The organism is Pseudomonas sp. 65/3-MNA-CIBAN-0223 (genome assembly GCF_040310425.1).
GTDB classification, from domain to species: domain Bacteria; phylum Pseudomonadota; class Gammaproteobacteria; order Pseudomonadales; family Pseudomonadaceae; genus Aquipseudomonas; species Aquipseudomonas gregormendelii.
The window spans coordinates 64,584-81,415 of sequence record NZ_JBEOPV010000016.1; the positions used below are offsets into that span (position 1 = coordinate 64,584).

Genomic DNA, 16,832 nt, shown 5'->3' on the forward strand with positions numbered 1-16,832 from the left:
CATTCTCGGTCGTCAGCGACGGATGGGCACATGGCTGGACTATACATCGCATGCGATGGTGTCGGTAGTGCTCCCCTCCTCCCAGGTCTGAGCGAAATGCGCCAACACCGGCCCACCAGAATCGATCCTGGCAAGCCGGCGCTGCGGTGGGTTACTCAGTGCGCACGTTGATAGCGACCTCAATGTTGCCGCGGGTGGCCTTGGAGTACGGGCAGATGGCATCGGCGTCATGCGCCAGTTCGGTGGCCACCTCGTGCGTCAAGCCGGGTACCCGCAGGGTCAGTCGGGCTTGCAGGAAGTAGGCTGCGCCGGTCTGGCCCAGGTCCACTTCGAGGTCGACGGCCGTATCGGCTGGCAGGGTCACTTTCATTTGCTGGGCGGCCAGGCCTACCGCTGCGATGTAGCAGGCCGACCAGGCGCCGGCGAACAGTTGCTCGGCCTTCGGGTGCGGCTGGACGCCGGTGAACACGTGCTCAGGGGTGGCGTTCGAGGGGGACGACAATTCGATGTCGAGGTTGCCCTTGTTACCGTTATAGGTGGTGTGGGTTTTGCCGGTGACCAGTACTTTTTCGATCTTGCTCATGATTGAATCCTCAGGACTTTATGTATTTGTACGATTTAATCGCATGCGATGCATATAACAGAACTTAAACGGCGGATCCGATGATCCAGTTATTGCCGTTGTGGCCACGAACAGCAGGGTCAGTGCAGATGGGGCTGTAGCAGGTACTTTTGGTGTTCATGACCGGGTCTCCAGCGATTGGGTTATTTTCAATCGCTGTCGACTTGATCGCATGCGATGTAGTTATAGTCACGCAAAGCCCCATTGTTGTCAAAGCCTATTTTTAACATCGACGACGAGCGGTCGGCGCGCAACCTTTGGCTGCGCGCACTCCACTTGCGAGTTACACCGTTGACTGCAGGGCCTTGGCCGAACGCGCTTTGAACGCCAGCCCGAAGCAAAAGAATATCGCCAGCGCAAACCCGGCCGGAAACAGCCAGATGCTCGTCCAGTCATGGCCGCCGGTCAGCGCAAAGTGATCCGTCACCTGCCCCGCCACCCAGAAGCCAATCAACATGCCCACACCGTAAGTGGCCAGCGTGATCAGCCCCTGGGCCGAACTCCTGTAACGCTCGGGGGCCTTGGCGTCGGTGTAGATCTGTCCGGAGACGAAGAAGAAGTCGTAGCAGATGCCGTGCAACGCAATGCCGGTGAACAGCATGAACGCCAGGTCGCCGTTGTCGCCGTAGGCGAACAACAGGTAGCGCAACGCCCAGGCGAGCATGCCCACCAGCAGGGCGATCTTGATGCCGAAGCGCTGGATGAAACGCCGCCGTGGAACAAGCCGGTTACCGACCCAACCTGATGGCCGTGCAGTTTCGCTCCCGACGTACCGGCAACCTGGTGATCCTGGTGCCCACCATCGCCAACAGCTTTTTCGCCAAGGTCATCAGCGGTGCGCAACAGGCCGCCCAGCTCGCGGGCTACCGGCTGTTGCTGTGCGATACCCAAGGCCGCGAAGCCATCGAGCGCGAGTTTGCCGAGCTGGTGTACGCCCACCAGGCCGACGGCGTGATCCAGTTGCGCGCCTATGACCCTTTTGCAGCGCCCTTCCCCGGCGCCGAACTGCCGCCGATCGTCAATGCCTGCGAGGTGATCCACAACGGTCGTCACCCCAGTATCAGCCTCGATAATCGAGCGGCGGCCAAGGCCATGACCGAGCATCTGATCGAACTGGGTCATCGCCGCATCGGCCTGATCAAGGGCCCGAAAAGCAGCCCGCTGACCCGTGATCGGGTCGCCGGGTATCAGGATGCATTAAACCAGGCCGGCATCGAGGCCGATCCCGCGCTTGTCTGCCATGGTGATTTCAGCCTCAAGGCCGGTGATGACGGAGCCGCAGCCATGCTGGCACTGCCCGACCGCCCCACAGCGCTGTTTTGCGAGAACGATGAAATGGCCATCGGCGCATTAAAACGCATCAGGCAATCGGGCCTGCGGGTACCCGAGGACATTTCCCTGGTGGGCTTTGACGACATCCCGTTTGCGGCGTATTGCGATCCACCGCTGACGACCATCTCGCAGCCGGCCGAGGCCTTCGGCCAGCGCGCCGTTGAGATGCTGATTGCGCTGATCGAGAAAAAACCGCTGGCCGAACGGCACGTGGTGTTGCCGTTTGAGTTGACCTTGCGCGAGAGCACTGCGCGGGTTCGACAACACTGACCCTCAGCGCCACTCCATATGGGTGGTTTGCCACTGCGGGTCGGGGTCCACGGCGATCAACCGAAAATCACGCTTGCGCCAGAGGTCGATGGCTCCCGGCAGGAAGGGATGCGTGTGCAGGTAGATCACCTCGACCCCCGCCTGCACCGCCAATGCCTTCAACGCACGGTACAGCTGGCTGGCCAGCCCCGAACGGCGCAACCCTGGCTGCACGAACAGCCGCACCACTTCCACCACCTTGAGGCCGCGGTAATCGAGGTGTTTAAAACGGTAGTCGTAGGGTAGATAACCAATGGAGGCGACGATCCGGCCTTCATCACGGACCAGCAGAAACTGCCCCCCGCCCTTGAGATACACCTCTTCGAAATTCAACAGATCCGCAGGAGTGCCGGTACCACTGAGCTTTGGGAACAGCTCGGCGCGAGCCTGCATGAGGAAGGTTTCGAGCTCGGGAATGTCGGCCCAGGTGGCGGGCTCAATGTTGGCTTGTCGATGCGTGGTCAACTTATGCGCCTTGTCTTTATGCCCATTTTGAGCGCACGGGTACGTTAGATTTCGGATAGGAAATCAATGGGAAGCCACACTGATCCATCGGCTGGATCTAGCGCCCGGCAAGTCGGCGGCAGATACCGAATGCTGGCTACAACGAACCAGTGGGGCAGCAACTTTTCGGGGCGAAAAACGGTGAAAACCGAAAAATCTTGAGCGAACCATTCTGGCGAGGTCTGGCGGATCTTGTATCAGTCTACGGGAAGTGGCAGGCGATCATGCGCAAGCGTCAGCAAGGGTTGCAAACCAAGCCTGGGGACTCGATGAGAATCGGCATTCGATCATAAATCACCAGGCGCGCATTGAAGATCGCAATCACAGACGCGCAGAAGGCTGGGCGAGTCTGAGCGTTGTATCGGCAACCCGCATCAATTAGCTGCTACTCACCTGAGATTACAAGCCCCAGCAGTAGGGCAACACAACGACTGCGTAGACGTTACTCTGTGAGAGTTGTCGTAGGAAATATCCCTCACAGAAAAAGGAAAACGGACAGCAAATTCCGGACCAATCCTACTTAACAACCATCTCAAATAATGAATAATAATCTCGCACTGAAAGGATGTTATAAATTAAAAGGACGCCTGCATGAATATTAAAGAAGCAACTTTACTGGAGCATGAAATATGCGCAGCAATTGCTGCATGCAAATCAGTTGAAGATTTAAACGAAAAATGTATTGAAGTGACAAAGCAGATGAACTTTGACTATTTTCTGTATCGCATTCAATATCCAACTCCTTTCACAAACCCTCGAACCAAAATACTGGGAAACTATCCCCTTGGAAAACCTACGCCCAAAGCAACCAACCACAGGACTACGGGCCATCTGAAAATAGATTCAGAACAACTGAAATCGTTTAACTCGACGCCAATCACATCGCGTAAAATAGAGTCACACAGTAAAATATACTTTTTTACTCAATCCGCACAGAAAAACGACGGCATACACGAGCAAACCATTATAGCAAGGACCGGCCGTAAGATCACACAGCCAGAACTAGTAGCCGTTCGAGCAATAATTAACAGCATTACGACTGAAATATACAACAAGCTTCTTACGATTGACGGCCAAAACACAAAAGCCGTGGTTTTAACGCCGAGAGAGAAGGAAATATTACTCTGGGGAGCAGATGGAAAAACCTCAGAAGAAATCGCAATGATTTTAGGACTTTCGCAAAACTCAGTAAACTTTCACCACAAGACAATTCAGAAAAAACTTGGCACCTCCAATAGGGCGCAAGCAATTGCTCATGCAATAATCAAAGGATACTTATGATCGCATGCCGCGAGGACACTATAGACATTCCAAATTTTAGTCCTTTCGATAGATCCAAGAGTATTGGTAGGTTTTCTTTTCAACCCTGTGGGTTCGACGCCTGTAACTACCCCAGTCCTGGCCGGAACAGTAAGTGCATATCCCTGTTGTTTGAATTTGCATACCATCCAATCCTTCGGCTTCTAGCAAATAAAAACAATACATCGGGAGATCCAACCATGCCTCGCCATGGCTGACCGGTGCTCGAAGCCCGCTGTCAACCAATTTTGACCTTTGAGGTTCACGTGACCAAGGTGCTGACCTGCCACACCACAGATGCCCATGTATCTGCTCAATTTTATCAACAAGTTGTGCCCCGACCTCATAGCAACATGATTGTATGGAAGGACCAAACGCAACCCGCAGGCCGCCTAAGGAGACGCCGGCGAGTCGGAAAGTACTGAAGGAATTCTCGATAATTCCAGCCGCCAGTCCTTGCCAACCACCATGTATTGCTGCAACGAACTCATCCGTTTGAGAAGCTATAAGAATGGGCAAACAATCTGCCGTCACAATGCCGATAGGCCGCCCCGTGCGTGTGAACACTGCGTCACCTGCAATGGTACCCGCAGTCTCCTCCTCACCTACTTCAATTACGACAGCACCATGTTTCTGAGCGCAATAGAAAAACCCCCTAGGCGTACAAATATCACGCACAGCTCCAAATGAATGAGCAACAGGTAAAGCGTCAAGATTATCAGCGAAAAAGGCCATCTTCAACTCCCATTAGAGCCTCAGCCGTATTTATAACAGTACTGGAACTCAGAATCAAAACAGAATTTACTGTAGACCGGTGCCGTCAGGCGCAAATATACAATTCTAACCAAACTTCAATGCTTGCTCATTGCGCAGGCACAAGTCGTGCCAAACTCAACTACCAAATCTTGTAGGTGCGGCCTCACTGAACTGCATCTATAAACCTACTTACACAAGCAGACCCTGACAATCTTGGTGAAATTGACAAAGGTGCAAGGAAGTCCTATGACCCAACATATAGAAAATTTCAAAATACGTTGTGGAAATGTGACGTTGCGCGGTCAGCGCTGGACCTGCAAGAAGCCGAAGAAGATACTTTTGATTATGCACGGAGCAGGAAACTCAAGTGGTAAGGGGTTCTACTACCTCCAAACATACCCACACACCCACAATTATGACTCGATTAAAAGTTGAATAATGAGTGGGAGCGGTCTACCTGGCTTGTGCTTAGTCGCAACAGGCGCTAAACAGCCATTTGTACCGGACGGAACTGGGCAGAGGTCATCGCTGGCCATGTCAGAATCCTTAAAATACCTTCCACTCTCCGAGTAAATCTGACTATCGATCAAGAAATTACGATGTGCTTGTCATTGGCCTCTTGGTAACAAGGACGTTGAGATTCTCCGCTCTACTGGATCATGCTGAAGGGCATAATTTTAAACTTCTGAGCATTTACCGACAGGAAAACGCGATACAAGGATCAGTCACAGAGCCCCTCACCCAGCACCCTCAGCCCAACAACCAGCGCATCAACCAACACCCGAACCTTGGGCAGCGCCTCGCGACTTTTGGTCCAGGTCAGGTGGATCTCCATCCCGTCGCAGGCCAATTGCGCAAGCACCTCGACCAAGGTCCCGTCTTTGAGCTGCTGCTCCACCAGCCACCGTGGCAACTGCGCGATGCCGCAGCCAGCCAACGCAGCCATCATCAAGCCCTCGCCATTGCCCACCACCAGAGGCGGGTTTACCTGGCTCCTGTGCGTTGCGCCCTGTTCGCCCGCAAAGCTCCAGGGATGGATGCTTCCATCCACCCAGCCAAAGGCAATGCACTGATGCTTATCAAGATCGTGTTTGTACAGCGGAGTGCCATGGCGGGCCAGATAGTCGGGGGATGCACAAAAAATATGCCACTCGCGCCCCAGCAGGCGATGCCCGACGGTTTCCGGCCAGGTGTTCGCGCCCCCGATGCGCAGCACAATGTCCGCGCCTTCCTGCAGCGGATCGATAAAGCCATCGCTGAAGGATATGTGCGGCATTAGCAACGGATGATCCTTGGCAAACTGCAAGAGGATCGGCAGCACCCGGGTGCGCCCAAATGCACCCGGCAGGTCAAGGCGCACACGGCCGCGAGGCTCGGTGTTTTCGCTCTGGAGTGACAGCTCAGCCTCTTCGAGATCGGCAAGCACGCCCTTGCACGTACGCAGGAATGCGACGCCTGCGTCGGTCAGCGAAAGCCTCCTCGTTGTACGGTGGAACAGTTGCACCCCCAGGCGTTTTTCCAGCCGGGCGATGCCTTTGCTGATGGCCGAGGCCGTCAGGTTCATTTTCTCCGCAGCCGCCGTGAAGCTGCCGGACTGCGCGACGCACACAAATACATCGATACCTTTCAAGCGTTCGGAGGAAAACATATGCACCCTGTATTCATGAATTCAGTTCATGTGCTTCGATAAAAAGCATCCTAAATCAGAACCCAGGGCAACAGTAAACTGGGAATCAACACATTGATGATGATTCTCGAATGCTGGCCACGCTTAAACGCTATCCCTCCTCCATTAACCTGCTGCTGGGCGCGTCACTGGTGTTGACCCTCGCCCGCGCGATCACCTTGCCCTATCTGGTCATTTACTTGTCGGGCCACTTTGGCTTGAGCGTCGCCGATATCGGCCTGGCGATCGGCAGCACGCTGATCATCGGCTCGCTGCTGAGCCTGTATGGCGGCTTCCTGGTGGACAGGATGTCCAGTTACCAGCTCATCCTCATATGCTGCGGCGTGTTCAGCGGCGGATTTCTCGGTGCGTATCTGGCACCCGTCCTGTGGCTGTTCTACCTATGCCTGGTGCTGATCAACCTGGCGTATGCCGTTATCGACATCGCAGTGAAATCCGGATTTGGCAGCCTGCTCCCCATGGACCGCCGCAGCGAAGCGTTTTCCATCAAGTACACACTGACCAATATCGGCTACGCCGTCGGGCCATTTCTGGGAGCCGGGGTGGCGGCCCTGGACATGAGCCTGCCCTTTTTGCTGTCGGCGGGACTGGGCGTCGGGTTTTCCTTGGTCTACTTCGTGTGGGGTGACAGGCGCCTGACGAGTGCCGGCCCGGGCCTGCAGCCGACGCCATTCCTGGCAGTCGGCAGGTTGTTGCTGCGTGACTACCGGCTGGTGTGCTTCACCTTGGGCGGGTTGCTCAGTGCCGTGGTTTTCGGCCAATTCACCGCGTATCTCTCGCAGTACCTCGTGGTCACCACCACACCCCAAGAGACGTACCGGATTATCAGTACGGTAGTGGCGACTAACGCCTTGATGGTGATCAGCCTGCAATACAGCATCGGCAAACGGATCAGCCACCGACACCTGAACCTGTGGCTCGCAGGGGGACTCGGCATGTTCATCCTGGGGCTGGCAGGTTTTGCACTGTCGACCACTTTGCTGCTCTGGGTCCTTTCCATGGCCATTTTCACCGTCGGTGAAATCATCGTATTCCCGGCGGAATACATGTTCATCGACAACATCGCACCGAGTCACCTGCGGGGCATGTACTACGCAGCTCAGAACCTGAGCAACGTCGGCGCAGCACTCGGGCCGGTCCTTTGCGGAATAGTTCTGGCCATGCAACCTGCGCACTACATTTTCTACATGCTTGCGATGTTCGTGATAGCCGGGGGAATGCTCTACTTGCTGGGGGTGTCCATTTCAGCAGCGGTTACGACCGAAGTTGAGAATTAAATGCCCAAACCCTGCACAATCACCGCCTTTTTTCTCGACAGGAAACCCCCATGCAAAGGATTGTGACTCTGGGCAATGCCGGTAGCGGCAAATCCACTCTGGCCCGCGCTTTAGGCCAACAGCTGGGCTTGCCCGTTGTGCCATTCCTACATACCCTGGCCGCTGCCCCAGGTACCTGCCGCGTTACAACCCGATAGGGCTGCCGCCTGGAAGCTTCAGCGGGCTGGATCGAACCCCTTCCCGCTCCACAGGTCTGCTCTTGTATCACTCCTTTGGAATCACACCCATGTCCGCTCACCAGAGCCTCGTCGTCCTTGCACGGGGCGGTTACGCCGCTCGAGGCGTCATCTATTTGATCATCGGCATCTTCGCCCTGCTCGCCGCCCAGGACTCGACAAAACCCAAGGACAGTCACCGCAGCCTCGAGGCATTGCTGAGTCAGCCATTCGGTTATGTATTGGTCGGCCTGGTGGTGGCCGGACTGCTTGCCTTTGCAGCCTGGCGGGTGCTGCAAGCCGTGCGCGACGTTGATCATCACGGCAGCAACTTCAAGGGGCTGGTGATTCGGGCCGGCTTGCTGGCAGGAGGCCTGGTCAACGGGGCGTTGGCCTTTTTTGCCCTGGGCCTGCTGGTCAGTGGCCTCAAGAGTTCGGGCGGTGATGGCGGTTCGCAAACCAAGGACCTGTTGGCGCAAATACTGTCCTGGGAACATTCGAACCTGCTGATCTACCTGATCGCACTCATCCCCTTCGGCGTGGGCATTGCTCACCTGATCAAGGGCTGGAAGGCCACGTTCGAGAAGTACTTTGAAGCAGATGAAGACGTCATGCGTTACGTCCGCCCCGTCTCGCGCTTCGGTTTGATCGCCCGGGGTGTGGTGTTTCTCGAAATTGCTGTTTTGTTGGCGATCAGCGGTTCCAACTACAAGGCAATGGACCCGCCGGGGATGAAGGACGCCCTCGATGCCTTACAGAACCTACCGGCCGGCGCTGTGCTGTTGATGGTGATGGCCCTGGGGTTGATCGCGTTCTCGGTCTACAGCTTTGCCGAAGCCGCCTGGCGCAAGATCAACATGGACGTACCTGGAGTGGCCGGCAGGTAGGGCTGGCCATTCGATAATAAGCTTGGGGAGCAAGGCTTGCCCGCGATGAGGCCGGGATTTATTGATCCAGGCCTGCCGAAAATTCGGCACAATCGATCTCTTCCAACAAGAGTCTCCCCCATGCTGATCGATGAAGAGCTTACCCTGAAAAAACTCGAGGTGTTCCTGGCTTTCATGCGCACGGGCAACCTGGCTCGGGCCGCCGCCGAGTTACAGACCAGCAACGTCAGCGTGCACCGCGCCATTCACTCGCTCGAAAGCGCCTTGCGCTGCCCGCTGTTCAAGCATGAGGGCCGCAACCTGACGCCGCTGGAAAGCGCCTATGTGCTGGAAGAGCGCGCGCAGAAGCTGATTCAGGACGTCGTCGAAAGCGTGCGCCTGACCCGTGAAGCGGCAGGCTTTTCCGCCGAACGCTTCAAGTTGGGCTCGCTGTATTCACTGACTGTGAAGACCGTACCGCAGCTGATCATGGGCCTGAAGATTCGCCGCAGCGAACTCAATATCGACCTGATCCTGGGCTCCAATTTCGACCTCTTGTACAAGCTCAAGAACATGGAAGTCGACGCGATCCTGGTGTCGCTGGATGACAGTGTCAACGATCCGGACTGCGAGCAGATCCCACTGTTCTCGGACGATATCTTCCTGGCCACGCCCGCCGAGTCGACATTCGCCCAGCGCGCAGAAGTCGACCTGGCGGAAGTGCGCGATGAAACGTTCATCACCCTCACCCAGGGCTTCGCCACCCATCAGGACGGCAATCGAGTATTCAAGCAAGCGGGGTTCGAGCCGAAAGTGGCCATGCAGGTCAACGACATTTTCACCCTGCTGAGCATGGTCAGCTCGGGGGTGGTTTATGCGTTGCTACCGGGGAGGATTGCGGCGGTGTATGAAAACCGGGTGAAGTTGATTCCGTTGCAGGCGCGGTATCGGTTGCAGCAGCACATCGGGGTGGTGTTCCTGAAGGCCAAGGAGCGCGACCCGAATTTGCTGGCGTTGTTGGCGGAGTGTCGGATGTATGCCAATCGGCATGCTTGACACCGGGGTGAATCAATCGCGAGCAAGCTTTGCTCCCACATGAATTGCACTTTGCTTCTGTGGGAGCAAGGCTTGCCCGCGATGGCGTCAGAGCGGGTTAACCGACAATCCCCCGAACAATGAAGTACAGCAACGAAGGCCCAAGCAGGCACCCAAGCCCGGTGTGGAAAGTCGCCGTCAGCGCCCCATAAGGCACCAGCCGCCGATCAGTCGCAGCCAACCCTGCCGTCACGCCGCTGACCGTGCCGGCCAGCCCGCCGAAGACCATGGCTGAGCGCGGGTTATCCAGGCCCATCCAGCGTGCTGCGTCCTGACTATTAATCACTGCACAGCAATGAAAAAATCTAACCTCAGTTTAAAATTAACGCACTGATTTACAGACATAAAACCGAAAGGTTAATTTACGCATCGCACCAAATCGGCAAATCCAAGAATCTATATTAACCACAATTTGTAGGATAACTGCCTTATTGAAGTAGGATGCGACCTACAACATCAAAATTCCCGTAGGAAATTTCGGAAGTTTGATTTTTTATTTGACTCCAATCAGATTCAATACTTATATGAAACCGTCAAGGGTGGCTATCATCAATGGCAGGAGATTAAACTTTAAGCTGTGCACAGCTACATATACGCAGCTTTCTAACTCCGACGTTGTCAAACAGGAAAAATCTTGTGACTTAACTGTCACCTTTCAAAAGGAGAAAGGTATGAATGAAGAAACTTCTTATGATGAAAATTACTTAGATGATTTAGCCTCTGATATTGAGGTTATGACTCCTGTTCCAGATGGAACGTACGACATGGTTGCTGGAAAAACGGCGCCAGAGTTTTGATGAAGCAACCAGGGCATCGTGTAACGATGCCCACTTCTAAACTCAAAGGCTGCCAACAGATGAGAGCTGCAATCAATGAAGGTGTTTTATGCTTGACAGAACTCGGGTATTGTTTTTTTCACAATGGCACACACCTCCTGAAAATTCCGAAAAAAAAATTTATTGAAGCACTGGATTCCCATGAAAAATCCTTGGCGCTAACAGAGCGGTATCCAGCTTTCTTCAATATGTCTGAGGACAAAGAAGCAAGGAGTGCGTATGAACGAAGCGTGCTGCAATTTACTAAATAAGGACAGTGATAATTACGACCCTACTCGACTAGCGTTAGTTTCGCTGCCATACGGCGAAGGTCCGCAAAAAGTAATGCCTTTGGGGCTCCAGAACATATCAGCTTACGTAAAAAAACATGTAACACATGTAAAATGCAAAATATTTGATTATTCTGACTTATACACCTCAGACTCTCACGAATTAAAAGACCTGATAGACTGGCAACCTGCACTGGTAGGAATATCTATTTTCAGCAGCCATGTTCAAGCAGCGATCGCTTGGGGTGAATTAATTAAAAGCGCTCTACCTGAGACAGTTTTATTCTGCGGCGGCCCGCATATAAGCCTTGCAGCGAAAGATTTTCTACGCGTATCAAATGGTATTTTTGAACTGGCGCTTTATGGTGAAGGAGAACACTCAACAGCAACACTGCTAAAACTATTCAACAAATCACGTGAAGAAGCATCAGACTCTCCGCCCACAAAGAATACCAACAACAACCCTATACCCAAAAAAATACTTATAGACAACTACATACAAGAAATACCAAATGCAGTTTGGATTTCCGAAATCGGGGAAACGCACGAAACCTATAAACAGAAGATACAACTACCCGCAACCGAATGGGAAAATCCATTGTTGGAATATTGTTCAGAGCGTTTACAAAACCTCTATTTCACGGACAGAAGAGATGGAAAAAAAAGAAAAGCAATAGCACTCACTAGTAGCCGTGGTTGCCCTTTAGCGTGCTCATTCTGCGCCATCGTTGCGGCAGATAAAGATGGTCCTAAGTGGCGTGCCGTCGACGCAACCACCCTGATTGACTGGATTGCAGAGGCTCACAAAAAATACTCTTTTGAACATATTTACATGATGGATGCTAATTTTTTTGTACGAAAAGAAAGAGTATTGGATTTCTCTGAAAAACTATACAAGCTATTCGGCGGCGAGGTTACATGGAGCAGTTCCTCTACAGTAGGGTACCTACTTAAGCTGCGCACAGAATTACCAAAATTAGTAACACAAGGATTAAGACTTGTCGAAATGGGTATCGAGTCTGGCTCGCAAACTCAACTCGATTATATGAACAAAAGAGTTACAGTAAAAAATAATACAGACGCAATCATAGCCCTACAGATCAATGGCATCGACATCGGCCTCGATTTTATCATGTTTTATCATGATCAACAAAAAAGAGAAATCATAGAAAATCTGAGCTTTTTGCTTCACGCCGGTTTGACTGAACATGAATCCTTTGATCATTACTTCAATATCATGATGATATATCCAGGCACACCTGTCAGAGATAATCTCGAAAGGAAAATGGGTATTAAGTTCAATTTGATCGCCTTACCAAACAGTAGACAACTTATAGAAAATCAAGAGGTGAAGGAAATCTACGATGCTTATATAGATCATTTTGCAAAACCTCTACTCAACTCCCTAGAGAACGCCATTCTTATAAATATAGAGAAAATATCACAAAGCACCTCGAGGGGAGAAATTGCACATCTATCCTTGCTCAATATTTACCTAAGACATATGCCATTCAAAATTCTGTGGGGGCTCTGCCAGCTGACGGGCGAGCGGCGGACGATATTTAGAGGGGAAGAGTTCCTAACATACACCTCTATCTTAAAAAAAATCTCGAACGGAACAAAAGCCAATAATTCGCCGAAACGAGTCGCTTTAGAAACCTTTACTCTTGGTGTTGGTGGTAGAAAAGGTGAATTAATCGGAAAGTCTGCATAATTATCATTCGGGCGGGTGAATTTCATGAACATCGATTCGATAAGTCTAGGTGTGAGCGGCGATATAAACAAGTTAAAACAATTTATTGATTTCAATTCAAACACCAGTAGCATTTACCGTGGAGCTCCGATCAAGCACTTTAGCCTGGGCGTGCGACCATGGGAAAAACTGGAGAACTCAATAATTGATGTTTGCGCGACTGCTGACTTCACTATTTCCGTTCACCCAGTAGATATAAATTTCTCTGGAGTGATCGATATGTCAGAGTTAGCAAATCTCAAAAAAATAACTGACATTCTCCCCGTAAGATACATCGAAGAAGACATAGGCATATGGAGAAATGAGAATCTTTTTCTCGGCGCCCATCAAACAAATCCACCCTTAAACAAAAAATCGTTACAAACAACAATAATTAACGCCAATATGGTAAAGAATTTTCTTGAACTGCCCCTACTATTAGAGAATCCACCCGTATACAGCGAGTTCGGAAGCATACCGTTTTGGGACTTCTATTTAGAGCTATGCTTTCAGTCTGGTTGCTCCATGGCTTTTGACATCGGACATTACTTGGGCTATTGCAAAAGCAAAGATCTTGATTTCTCCATTCCTGACGGAAAACATGAAATATGGAGCTTCATCAAAACGTTGCATATTTCAGGAATAAAATCCTGGATGTGGAATGGCATTCCCGTGTGGCTCGACCAGCACTCCGACCCCTACAATATTGAACTGATGGAAGCTTTCAAGCCAACTATCATCCAGGCGTACAATACAGACAACATTTTGCTGGAAATGGAAGGGGCTTCCATTGAAGTTGAGCAATACAACATCAACCTCGTAAAAAAAACGCTCGCAGAGGTCTCAGAAAATGACAATAAAAAACACTGACGCTATCGACTTGATCTTCACTGAAATATATAAATCTAAAAATATTCTCACCCACCCGACCTCTGCATATGATAAACATTTCACTTTTGACTGCGTCAGACGATATCTAGACATATCCAGGCATTTGAATAGAAGATGGCCTTATACTATCAGATATCTACAATCAATCTATGGAGATAATATTTTAACCAACGTATTTGAACAAATGCACACGGCTGGGAGCACCTATAGAAATCTCAACGATGCAGCCTGCGGTATTTTTTTTAACGATACCACCAAGAACTCAAATACTGATTTCGAGTTATTACTTTACGAAGACTTTAGAAATGGCAAAGTTGGAACTCCAGTGTATACCACGAAGCAACCTTTTGAGAAATTCACACTAATCCCTTACGATCTGGACTCAATATATACGACACTGATGTTTTACGGTCGCGCTTACGCGCCGTCCACCCTATATAAAAACCTTACTCTAGAGCCCGGTATAACTTATAGAGCAAACGAATGAAAAGTGCACACACACTCGTCGCTAGATCAGATGCCTTGTATGGTGGCGTTGCAATGGGAGCAACCATTCTCGAACTAGCACTAATTGCAAGCAGCCCAAGTTTAGGCCAGTTTTCGTTGGAATTCTCGCTTGCAACGCAGTTAATCATCTCCTTATTTGTGGAATTTTACATTGGTCACTACTTTGTATGTAGATTGGGCACTGCCAATACCACCATCTATGGTTTTATATTCAAACTGGCATGCGCTTTTTTCCTGATGCTGGGATTTTGGGCATCATTGCTTGGATATTGGTACACAGGCTGGAGCTTGATTCTGATGGCTTTCGTGTGCGACTCAGCAGGAACAGGCTGTTTAAAAGCATCTTTCCGACCAGCTTATAACACCTTACATATAAAAATGACTGGCAAAGCCGCTGATTACATCAAAGCATTCAACCATCTTCTATACATTCGCATTGGAACCCCATTGGTTTTATTACTGACGGCCTCCCTTCTAATAAATGCTACGTCCTATTTTTATGCCACAACAACAATAATGTCGATGCTACTACTACTGAGATCAACGCAAATATACATATCGAACAGCGACCTTCGACCCATCAACGCAAGTAGAACTATTTTACATTCAGGACATCACGCATATCTTAAGCATTTCACTATTGCGACGAAATACCCAGTGCAAATAACAGGCTATGTTGCGGGAAACGTATTTGAATCGTTGATATTTATGTACGCAATAGGTTTGCTTTATCGGCATAGTGACCTCTTGGGCTTAGCCCAGCAATTTTCTTGGTTAGGGAGCTCACTGATTGCGTACATCGTATTTTTGGCATCTACTATATTAGGGAGGCTTGCGATATCCAGATTTATCATCAGCAGATCCAACATCAAACTCTCATCCTCCTGCTTGATTGCAACTGTTATCACTTCTCTACTGCTGGCACTTACAAGCAAGGACATTGCTTTCTTTTTATCGCTGGCGTTGTTTTGTTTATTAGGCGTGGTGATCGGTACGATATTTACCCGCCTAACATCAAATGAAGTCCTCCATAACGCGAGCGATAGCGATGCAGTATCTTTTTTTCTTGTCAGCGAACTTGCCACAACATTAACCCTCATCCTCATCATCACTGCGAGCAGCCTAATTTTTAATCCTGAGAGGATAATTGAGGGCCTAAGTTATAGCTTAGTTGCTCTAATGACGGCATATTGCCTAGCCATAACTCTTATTCGAGCCACAGCAAAAACTTCCAAATGACATCGAACAAGAATTTTAACTTTCCCATAAAATTTCAGCCCCGCCAATCCAAGCCTACTCCACCTTTGTGAAGGTTAGATCTGTGTAACTCCACATTTCACCGAGCAGCTCATGGACCGGTGAATGTGGAGACGGGCGTTAACAAGCTCCGAGAATCTACCCGACAATCCCCCGAACAATGAAGTACAGCAACGAAGGCCCAAGCAGGCACCCAAGCCCGGTGTGGAAAGTCGCCGTCAGCGCCCCATAAGGCACCAGCCGCCGATCAGTCGCAGCCAACCCTGCCGTTACGCCGCTGACCGTGCCGGCCAGCCCGCCGAAGACCATGGCTGAGCGCGGGTTATCCAGGCCCATCCAGCGCGCTGCCATGGGGGTGCCGACCATCACCAGGATCGCCTTGATCAGGCCGGTTGCAATCGACAGCGCCACCACATCCGAGCTCGCCCCAATGGCCGCGCCGGTGACCGGCCCGACGATGTAGGTGACTGCACCGGCGCCGATGGTGGTCATGCTCACCGCATCGCGATACCCAAAAGCCCAGGCAATGCTAGCCCCGACGATGAACGGCAGGATCGTGCCCAGCAACAACGCAATCACCCCGATCAGCCCGGCTTTTTTTGCCTCGGTGGCTTGCACTTCAAACGCCGTCGCGACGATGGCAAAGTCACGCAACATCGCGCCACCCATCAAACCGATACCGGAGAACAATGCAAGATCCGCCAGGCCTTTCTGCCCCCCTGTGAGGGTGCCTCCGACCCACGCCAGTACCAGCCCGATGACGATGGCAATCGCCGAACCATGGATCCGCCCAAACGTCAGGCGCTTGGACAACACCACCGACACCCACATGATCACGCCAACAAACGCAAAGGCGGTAATCAGTCCGTTATGCTCAAGGCCTTTCTCGATGAGGTCCCACATATCAGCGACCTCCCACTGGCGTGCCGACCGGGCTCAAGGCCTCAGGCTCGTCGGGCAAGGGCTCACCTTTATGAGTCCGGCTGATCAAGGCAATCGTTGCGCCGCAGATCACCACCGAACCGATCGCCGCCAGCACCGCCACCGGGCCACCGTGCAGCGCCGCGACGACGTTCTGTTGGGCTGCCATCGCGACCACCACGGGGATGTACATGGCGCCCCAGAAGCCGACGCCCATCTCGCAATCCTTGGTCATGCCGCCGCGTTTTTGCATCCACAAACGTGCGCAGATCAACAGGATCATCGCGATACCCACACCACCCACGTTGGACTTCACTCCCAGCATTACGCCGAGCAGGTCACCCATGATCACCCCTGCCAGCGTACAGATCGCCAGCAACGCCACACCGTAAATAATCATTGTTGTAGTTCCTCAATGTGCATCGTCGAATGTTGTTTTTGTTGTTCGAAGGCCTGA

General features: G+C 51.6%; 15 protein-coding genes and 4 pseudogenes. 11 read left to right on the plus strand and 8 right to left on the minus strand.

All coding sequences use genetic code 11. The annotated features are described in order from the left end of the window. Positions 1-151 precede the first annotated feature (151 nt). Entirely contained in the window at positions 152-583 is a 432-nt protein-coding gene (locus AAEZ09_RS19685) for an Ohr family peroxiredoxin (RefSeq protein ID WP_350600452.1), read from the minus strand. Positions 584-905: 322 nt separating this feature from the next. Further along, a pseudogene (locus AAEZ09_RS19690) lies at positions 906-1,328 on the minus strand (MFS transporter); the annotation flags it as partial. Between AAEZ09_RS19690 and AAEZ09_RS19695 the strand changes: the two are divergent. Beyond that, a pseudogene (locus AAEZ09_RS19695) lies at positions 1,328-2,224 on the plus strand (LacI family DNA-binding transcriptional regulator); the annotation flags it as partial. The pseudogenes AAEZ09_RS19690 and AAEZ09_RS19695 overlap by 1 nt on opposite strands. A 3-nt stretch (positions 2,225-2,227) precedes the next feature. Here the strand turns inward: AAEZ09_RS19695 and AAEZ09_RS19700 are convergent. Beyond that, on the minus strand, positions 2,228-2,656 hold the full coding sequence (locus tag AAEZ09_RS19700) for a GNAT family N-acetyltransferase (RefSeq protein ID WP_350600510.1): 429 nt from the start codon (positions 2,654-2,656) through the stop codon (positions 2,228-2,230). Positions 2,657-3,358: 702 nt separating this feature from the next. On the opposite strand from AAEZ09_RS19700, the gene AAEZ09_RS19705 reads away from it, so the two are divergent. Next, complete coding sequence (locus AAEZ09_RS19705) at positions 3,359-4,048, plus strand: helix-turn-helix transcriptional regulator (RefSeq protein WP_350600453.1); 690 nt, start codon at positions 3,359-3,361, stop codon at positions 4,046-4,048. Between the two features lie 36 nt (positions 4,049-4,084). On the opposite strand, the gene AAEZ09_RS19710 is transcribed toward AAEZ09_RS19705, so the two are convergent. Continuing rightward, positions 4,085-4,801 (minus strand): purine nucleoside phosphorylase YfiH/LACC1 family protein, encoded by a 717-nt coding sequence (locus AAEZ09_RS19710; protein WP_350600455.1) that lies wholly within the window; start codon positions 4,799-4,801, stop codon positions 4,085-4,087. Positions 4,802-5,543: 742 nt separating this feature from the next. After that, a complete protein-coding gene (locus tag AAEZ09_RS19715) occupies positions 5,544-6,470 on the minus strand; it encodes a LysR family transcriptional regulator (RefSeq protein ID WP_350600512.1) in 927 nt (308 codons plus the stop codon). A gap of 110 nt (positions 6,471-6,580) precedes the next feature. Here AAEZ09_RS19715 and AAEZ09_RS19720 point away from each other — a divergent pair, with 110 nt between their 5' ends. From AAEZ09_RS19720 to AAEZ09_RS19730, 4 genes and pseudogenes are all read left to right on the plus strand, one after another. Beyond that, a complete protein-coding gene (locus AAEZ09_RS19720) occupies positions 6,581-7,786 on the plus strand; it encodes an MFS transporter (RefSeq protein ID WP_350600456.1) in 1,206 nt (401 codons plus the stop codon). Between the two features lie 50 nt (positions 7,787-7,836). After that, positions 7,837-7,959 (plus strand): annotated as a pseudogene (locus AAEZ09_RS29530) (AAA family ATPase); the annotation flags it as partial. 113 nt (positions 7,960-8,072) lie between these two features. Then, positions 8,073-8,888 (plus strand): DUF1206 domain-containing protein, encoded by an 816-nt coding sequence (locus AAEZ09_RS19725; protein ID WP_350600457.1) that lies wholly within the window; start codon positions 8,073-8,075, stop codon positions 8,886-8,888. A gap of 120 nt (positions 8,889-9,008) precedes the next feature. After that, entirely contained in the window at positions 9,009-9,923 is a 915-nt protein-coding gene (locus AAEZ09_RS19730; RefSeq protein WP_350600458.1) for a LysR family transcriptional regulator, read from the plus strand. A gap of 97 nt (positions 9,924-10,020) precedes the next feature. On the opposite strand, the pseudogene AAEZ09_RS19735 reads toward AAEZ09_RS19730, so the two are convergent. Then, positions 10,021-10,233: pseudogene (locus AAEZ09_RS19735) on the minus strand (malonate transporter subunit MadM); the annotation flags it as partial. A gap of 400 nt (positions 10,234-10,633) precedes the next feature. On the opposite strand from AAEZ09_RS19735, the gene AAEZ09_RS19740 reads away from it, so the two are divergent. The 5 genes from AAEZ09_RS19740 (at position 10,634) to AAEZ09_RS19760 (ending at position 15,436) form a co-directional block, all read left to right on the plus strand. Further along, positions 10,634-10,759 (plus strand): hypothetical protein, encoded by a 126-nt coding sequence (locus AAEZ09_RS19740; RefSeq protein WP_350600461.1) that lies wholly within the window; start codon positions 10,634-10,636, stop codon positions 10,757-10,759. Continuing rightward, positions 10,759-11,049 (plus strand): hypothetical protein, encoded by a 291-nt coding sequence (locus AAEZ09_RS19745; RefSeq protein WP_350600463.1) that lies wholly within the window; start codon positions 10,759-10,761, stop codon positions 11,047-11,049. The genes AAEZ09_RS19740 and AAEZ09_RS19745 overlap by 1 nt, the downstream gene beginning before the upstream one ends. Continuing rightward, positions 11,018-12,781, plus strand: a complete 1,764-nt coding sequence (locus AAEZ09_RS19750; protein WP_350600464.1) for a B12-binding domain-containing radical SAM protein — start codon at positions 11,018-11,020, stop codon at positions 12,779-12,781. The genes AAEZ09_RS19745 and AAEZ09_RS19750 overlap by 32 nt, the downstream gene beginning before the upstream one ends. 24 nt (positions 12,782-12,805) lie before the next feature. Continuing rightward, on the plus strand, positions 12,806-13,669 hold the full coding sequence (locus AAEZ09_RS19755) for a multinuclear nonheme iron-dependent oxidase (RefSeq protein WP_350600465.1): 864 nt from the start codon (positions 12,806-12,808) through the stop codon (positions 13,667-13,669). A gap of 504 nt (positions 13,670-14,173) precedes the next feature. Continuing rightward, a complete protein-coding gene (locus AAEZ09_RS19760) occupies positions 14,174-15,436 on the plus strand; it encodes a hypothetical protein (RefSeq protein WP_350600466.1) in 1,263 nt (420 codons plus the stop codon). A 156-nt stretch (positions 15,437-15,592) separates the two neighbouring features. On the opposite strand, the gene madM is transcribed toward AAEZ09_RS19760, so the two are convergent. Both madM and madL read right to left on the minus strand, forming a co-directional pair. After that, the gene (gene madM, locus AAEZ09_RS19765) at positions 15,593-16,357 is read right to left on the minus strand and encodes a malonate transporter subunit MadM (protein ID WP_045059600.1); all 765 of its coding nucleotides are present in this window, start codon (positions 16,355-16,357) and stop codon (positions 15,593-15,595) included. 1 nt (position 16,358) lies between these two features. Next, complete coding sequence (madL, locus tag AAEZ09_RS19770) at positions 16,359-16,775, minus strand: malonate transporter subunit MadL (protein ID WP_350600468.1); 417 nt, start codon at positions 16,773-16,775, stop codon at positions 16,359-16,361. Between the last annotated feature and the right edge of the window lie 57 nt (positions 16,776-16,832).

Excerpts from the sequence above, each read along its gene's own strand:
- AAEZ09_RS19760 (WP_350600466.1), top strand. The coding sequence starts at position 14,174 with ATGAAAAGTGCACACACACTCGTCGCTAGATCAGATGCCTTGTATGGT.
- AAEZ09_RS19745 (WP_350600463.1), top strand. The coding sequence starts at position 10,759 with ATGAAGCAACCAGGGCATCGTGTAACGATGCCCACTTCTAAACTCAAA.
- madM (WP_045059600.1), bottom strand. The coding sequence starts at position 16,357 with ATGTGGGACCTCATCGAGAAAGGCCTTGAGCATAACGGACTGATTACC.
- AAEZ09_RS19740 (WP_350600461.1), top strand. The coding sequence starts at position 10,634 with ATGAATGAAGAAACTTCTTATGATGAAAATTACTTAGATGATTTAGCC.
- AAEZ09_RS19710 (WP_350600455.1), bottom strand. The coding sequence starts at position 4,801 with ATGGCCTTTTTCGCTGATAATCTTGACGCTTTACCTGTTGCTCATTCA.
- AAEZ09_RS19715 (WP_350600512.1), bottom strand. The coding sequence starts at position 6,470 with ATGTTTTCCTCCGAACGCTTGAAAGGTATCGATGTATTTGTGTGCGTC.
- madL (WP_350600468.1), bottom strand. The coding sequence starts at position 16,775 with ATGATTATTTACGGTGTGGCGTTGCTGGCGATCTGTACGCTGGCAGGG.
- AAEZ09_RS19725 (WP_350600457.1), top strand. The coding sequence starts at position 8,073 with ATGTCCGCTCACCAGAGCCTCGTCGTCCTTGCACGGGGCGGTTACGCC.
- AAEZ09_RS19685 (WP_350600452.1), bottom strand. The coding sequence starts at position 583 with ATGAGCAAGATCGAAAAAGTACTGGTCACCGGCAAAACCCACACCACC.
- AAEZ09_RS19700 (WP_350600510.1), bottom strand. The coding sequence starts at position 2,656 with ATGCAGGCTCGCGCCGAGCTGTTCCCAAAGCTCAGTGGTACCGGCACT.
- AAEZ09_RS19750 (WP_350600464.1), top strand. The coding sequence starts at position 11,018 with ATGAACGAAGCGTGCTGCAATTTACTAAATAAGGACAGTGATAATTAC.
- AAEZ09_RS19755 (WP_350600465.1), top strand. The coding sequence starts at position 12,806 with ATGAACATCGATTCGATAAGTCTAGGTGTGAGCGGCGATATAAACAAG.
- AAEZ09_RS19720 (WP_350600456.1), top strand. The coding sequence starts at position 6,581 with ATGCTGGCCACGCTTAAACGCTATCCCTCCTCCATTAACCTGCTGCTG.
- AAEZ09_RS19705 (WP_350600453.1), top strand. The coding sequence starts at position 3,359 with ATGAATATTAAAGAAGCAACTTTACTGGAGCATGAAATATGCGCAGCA.
- AAEZ09_RS19730 (WP_350600458.1), top strand. The coding sequence starts at position 9,009 with ATGCTGATCGATGAAGAGCTTACCCTGAAAAAACTCGAGGTGTTCCTG.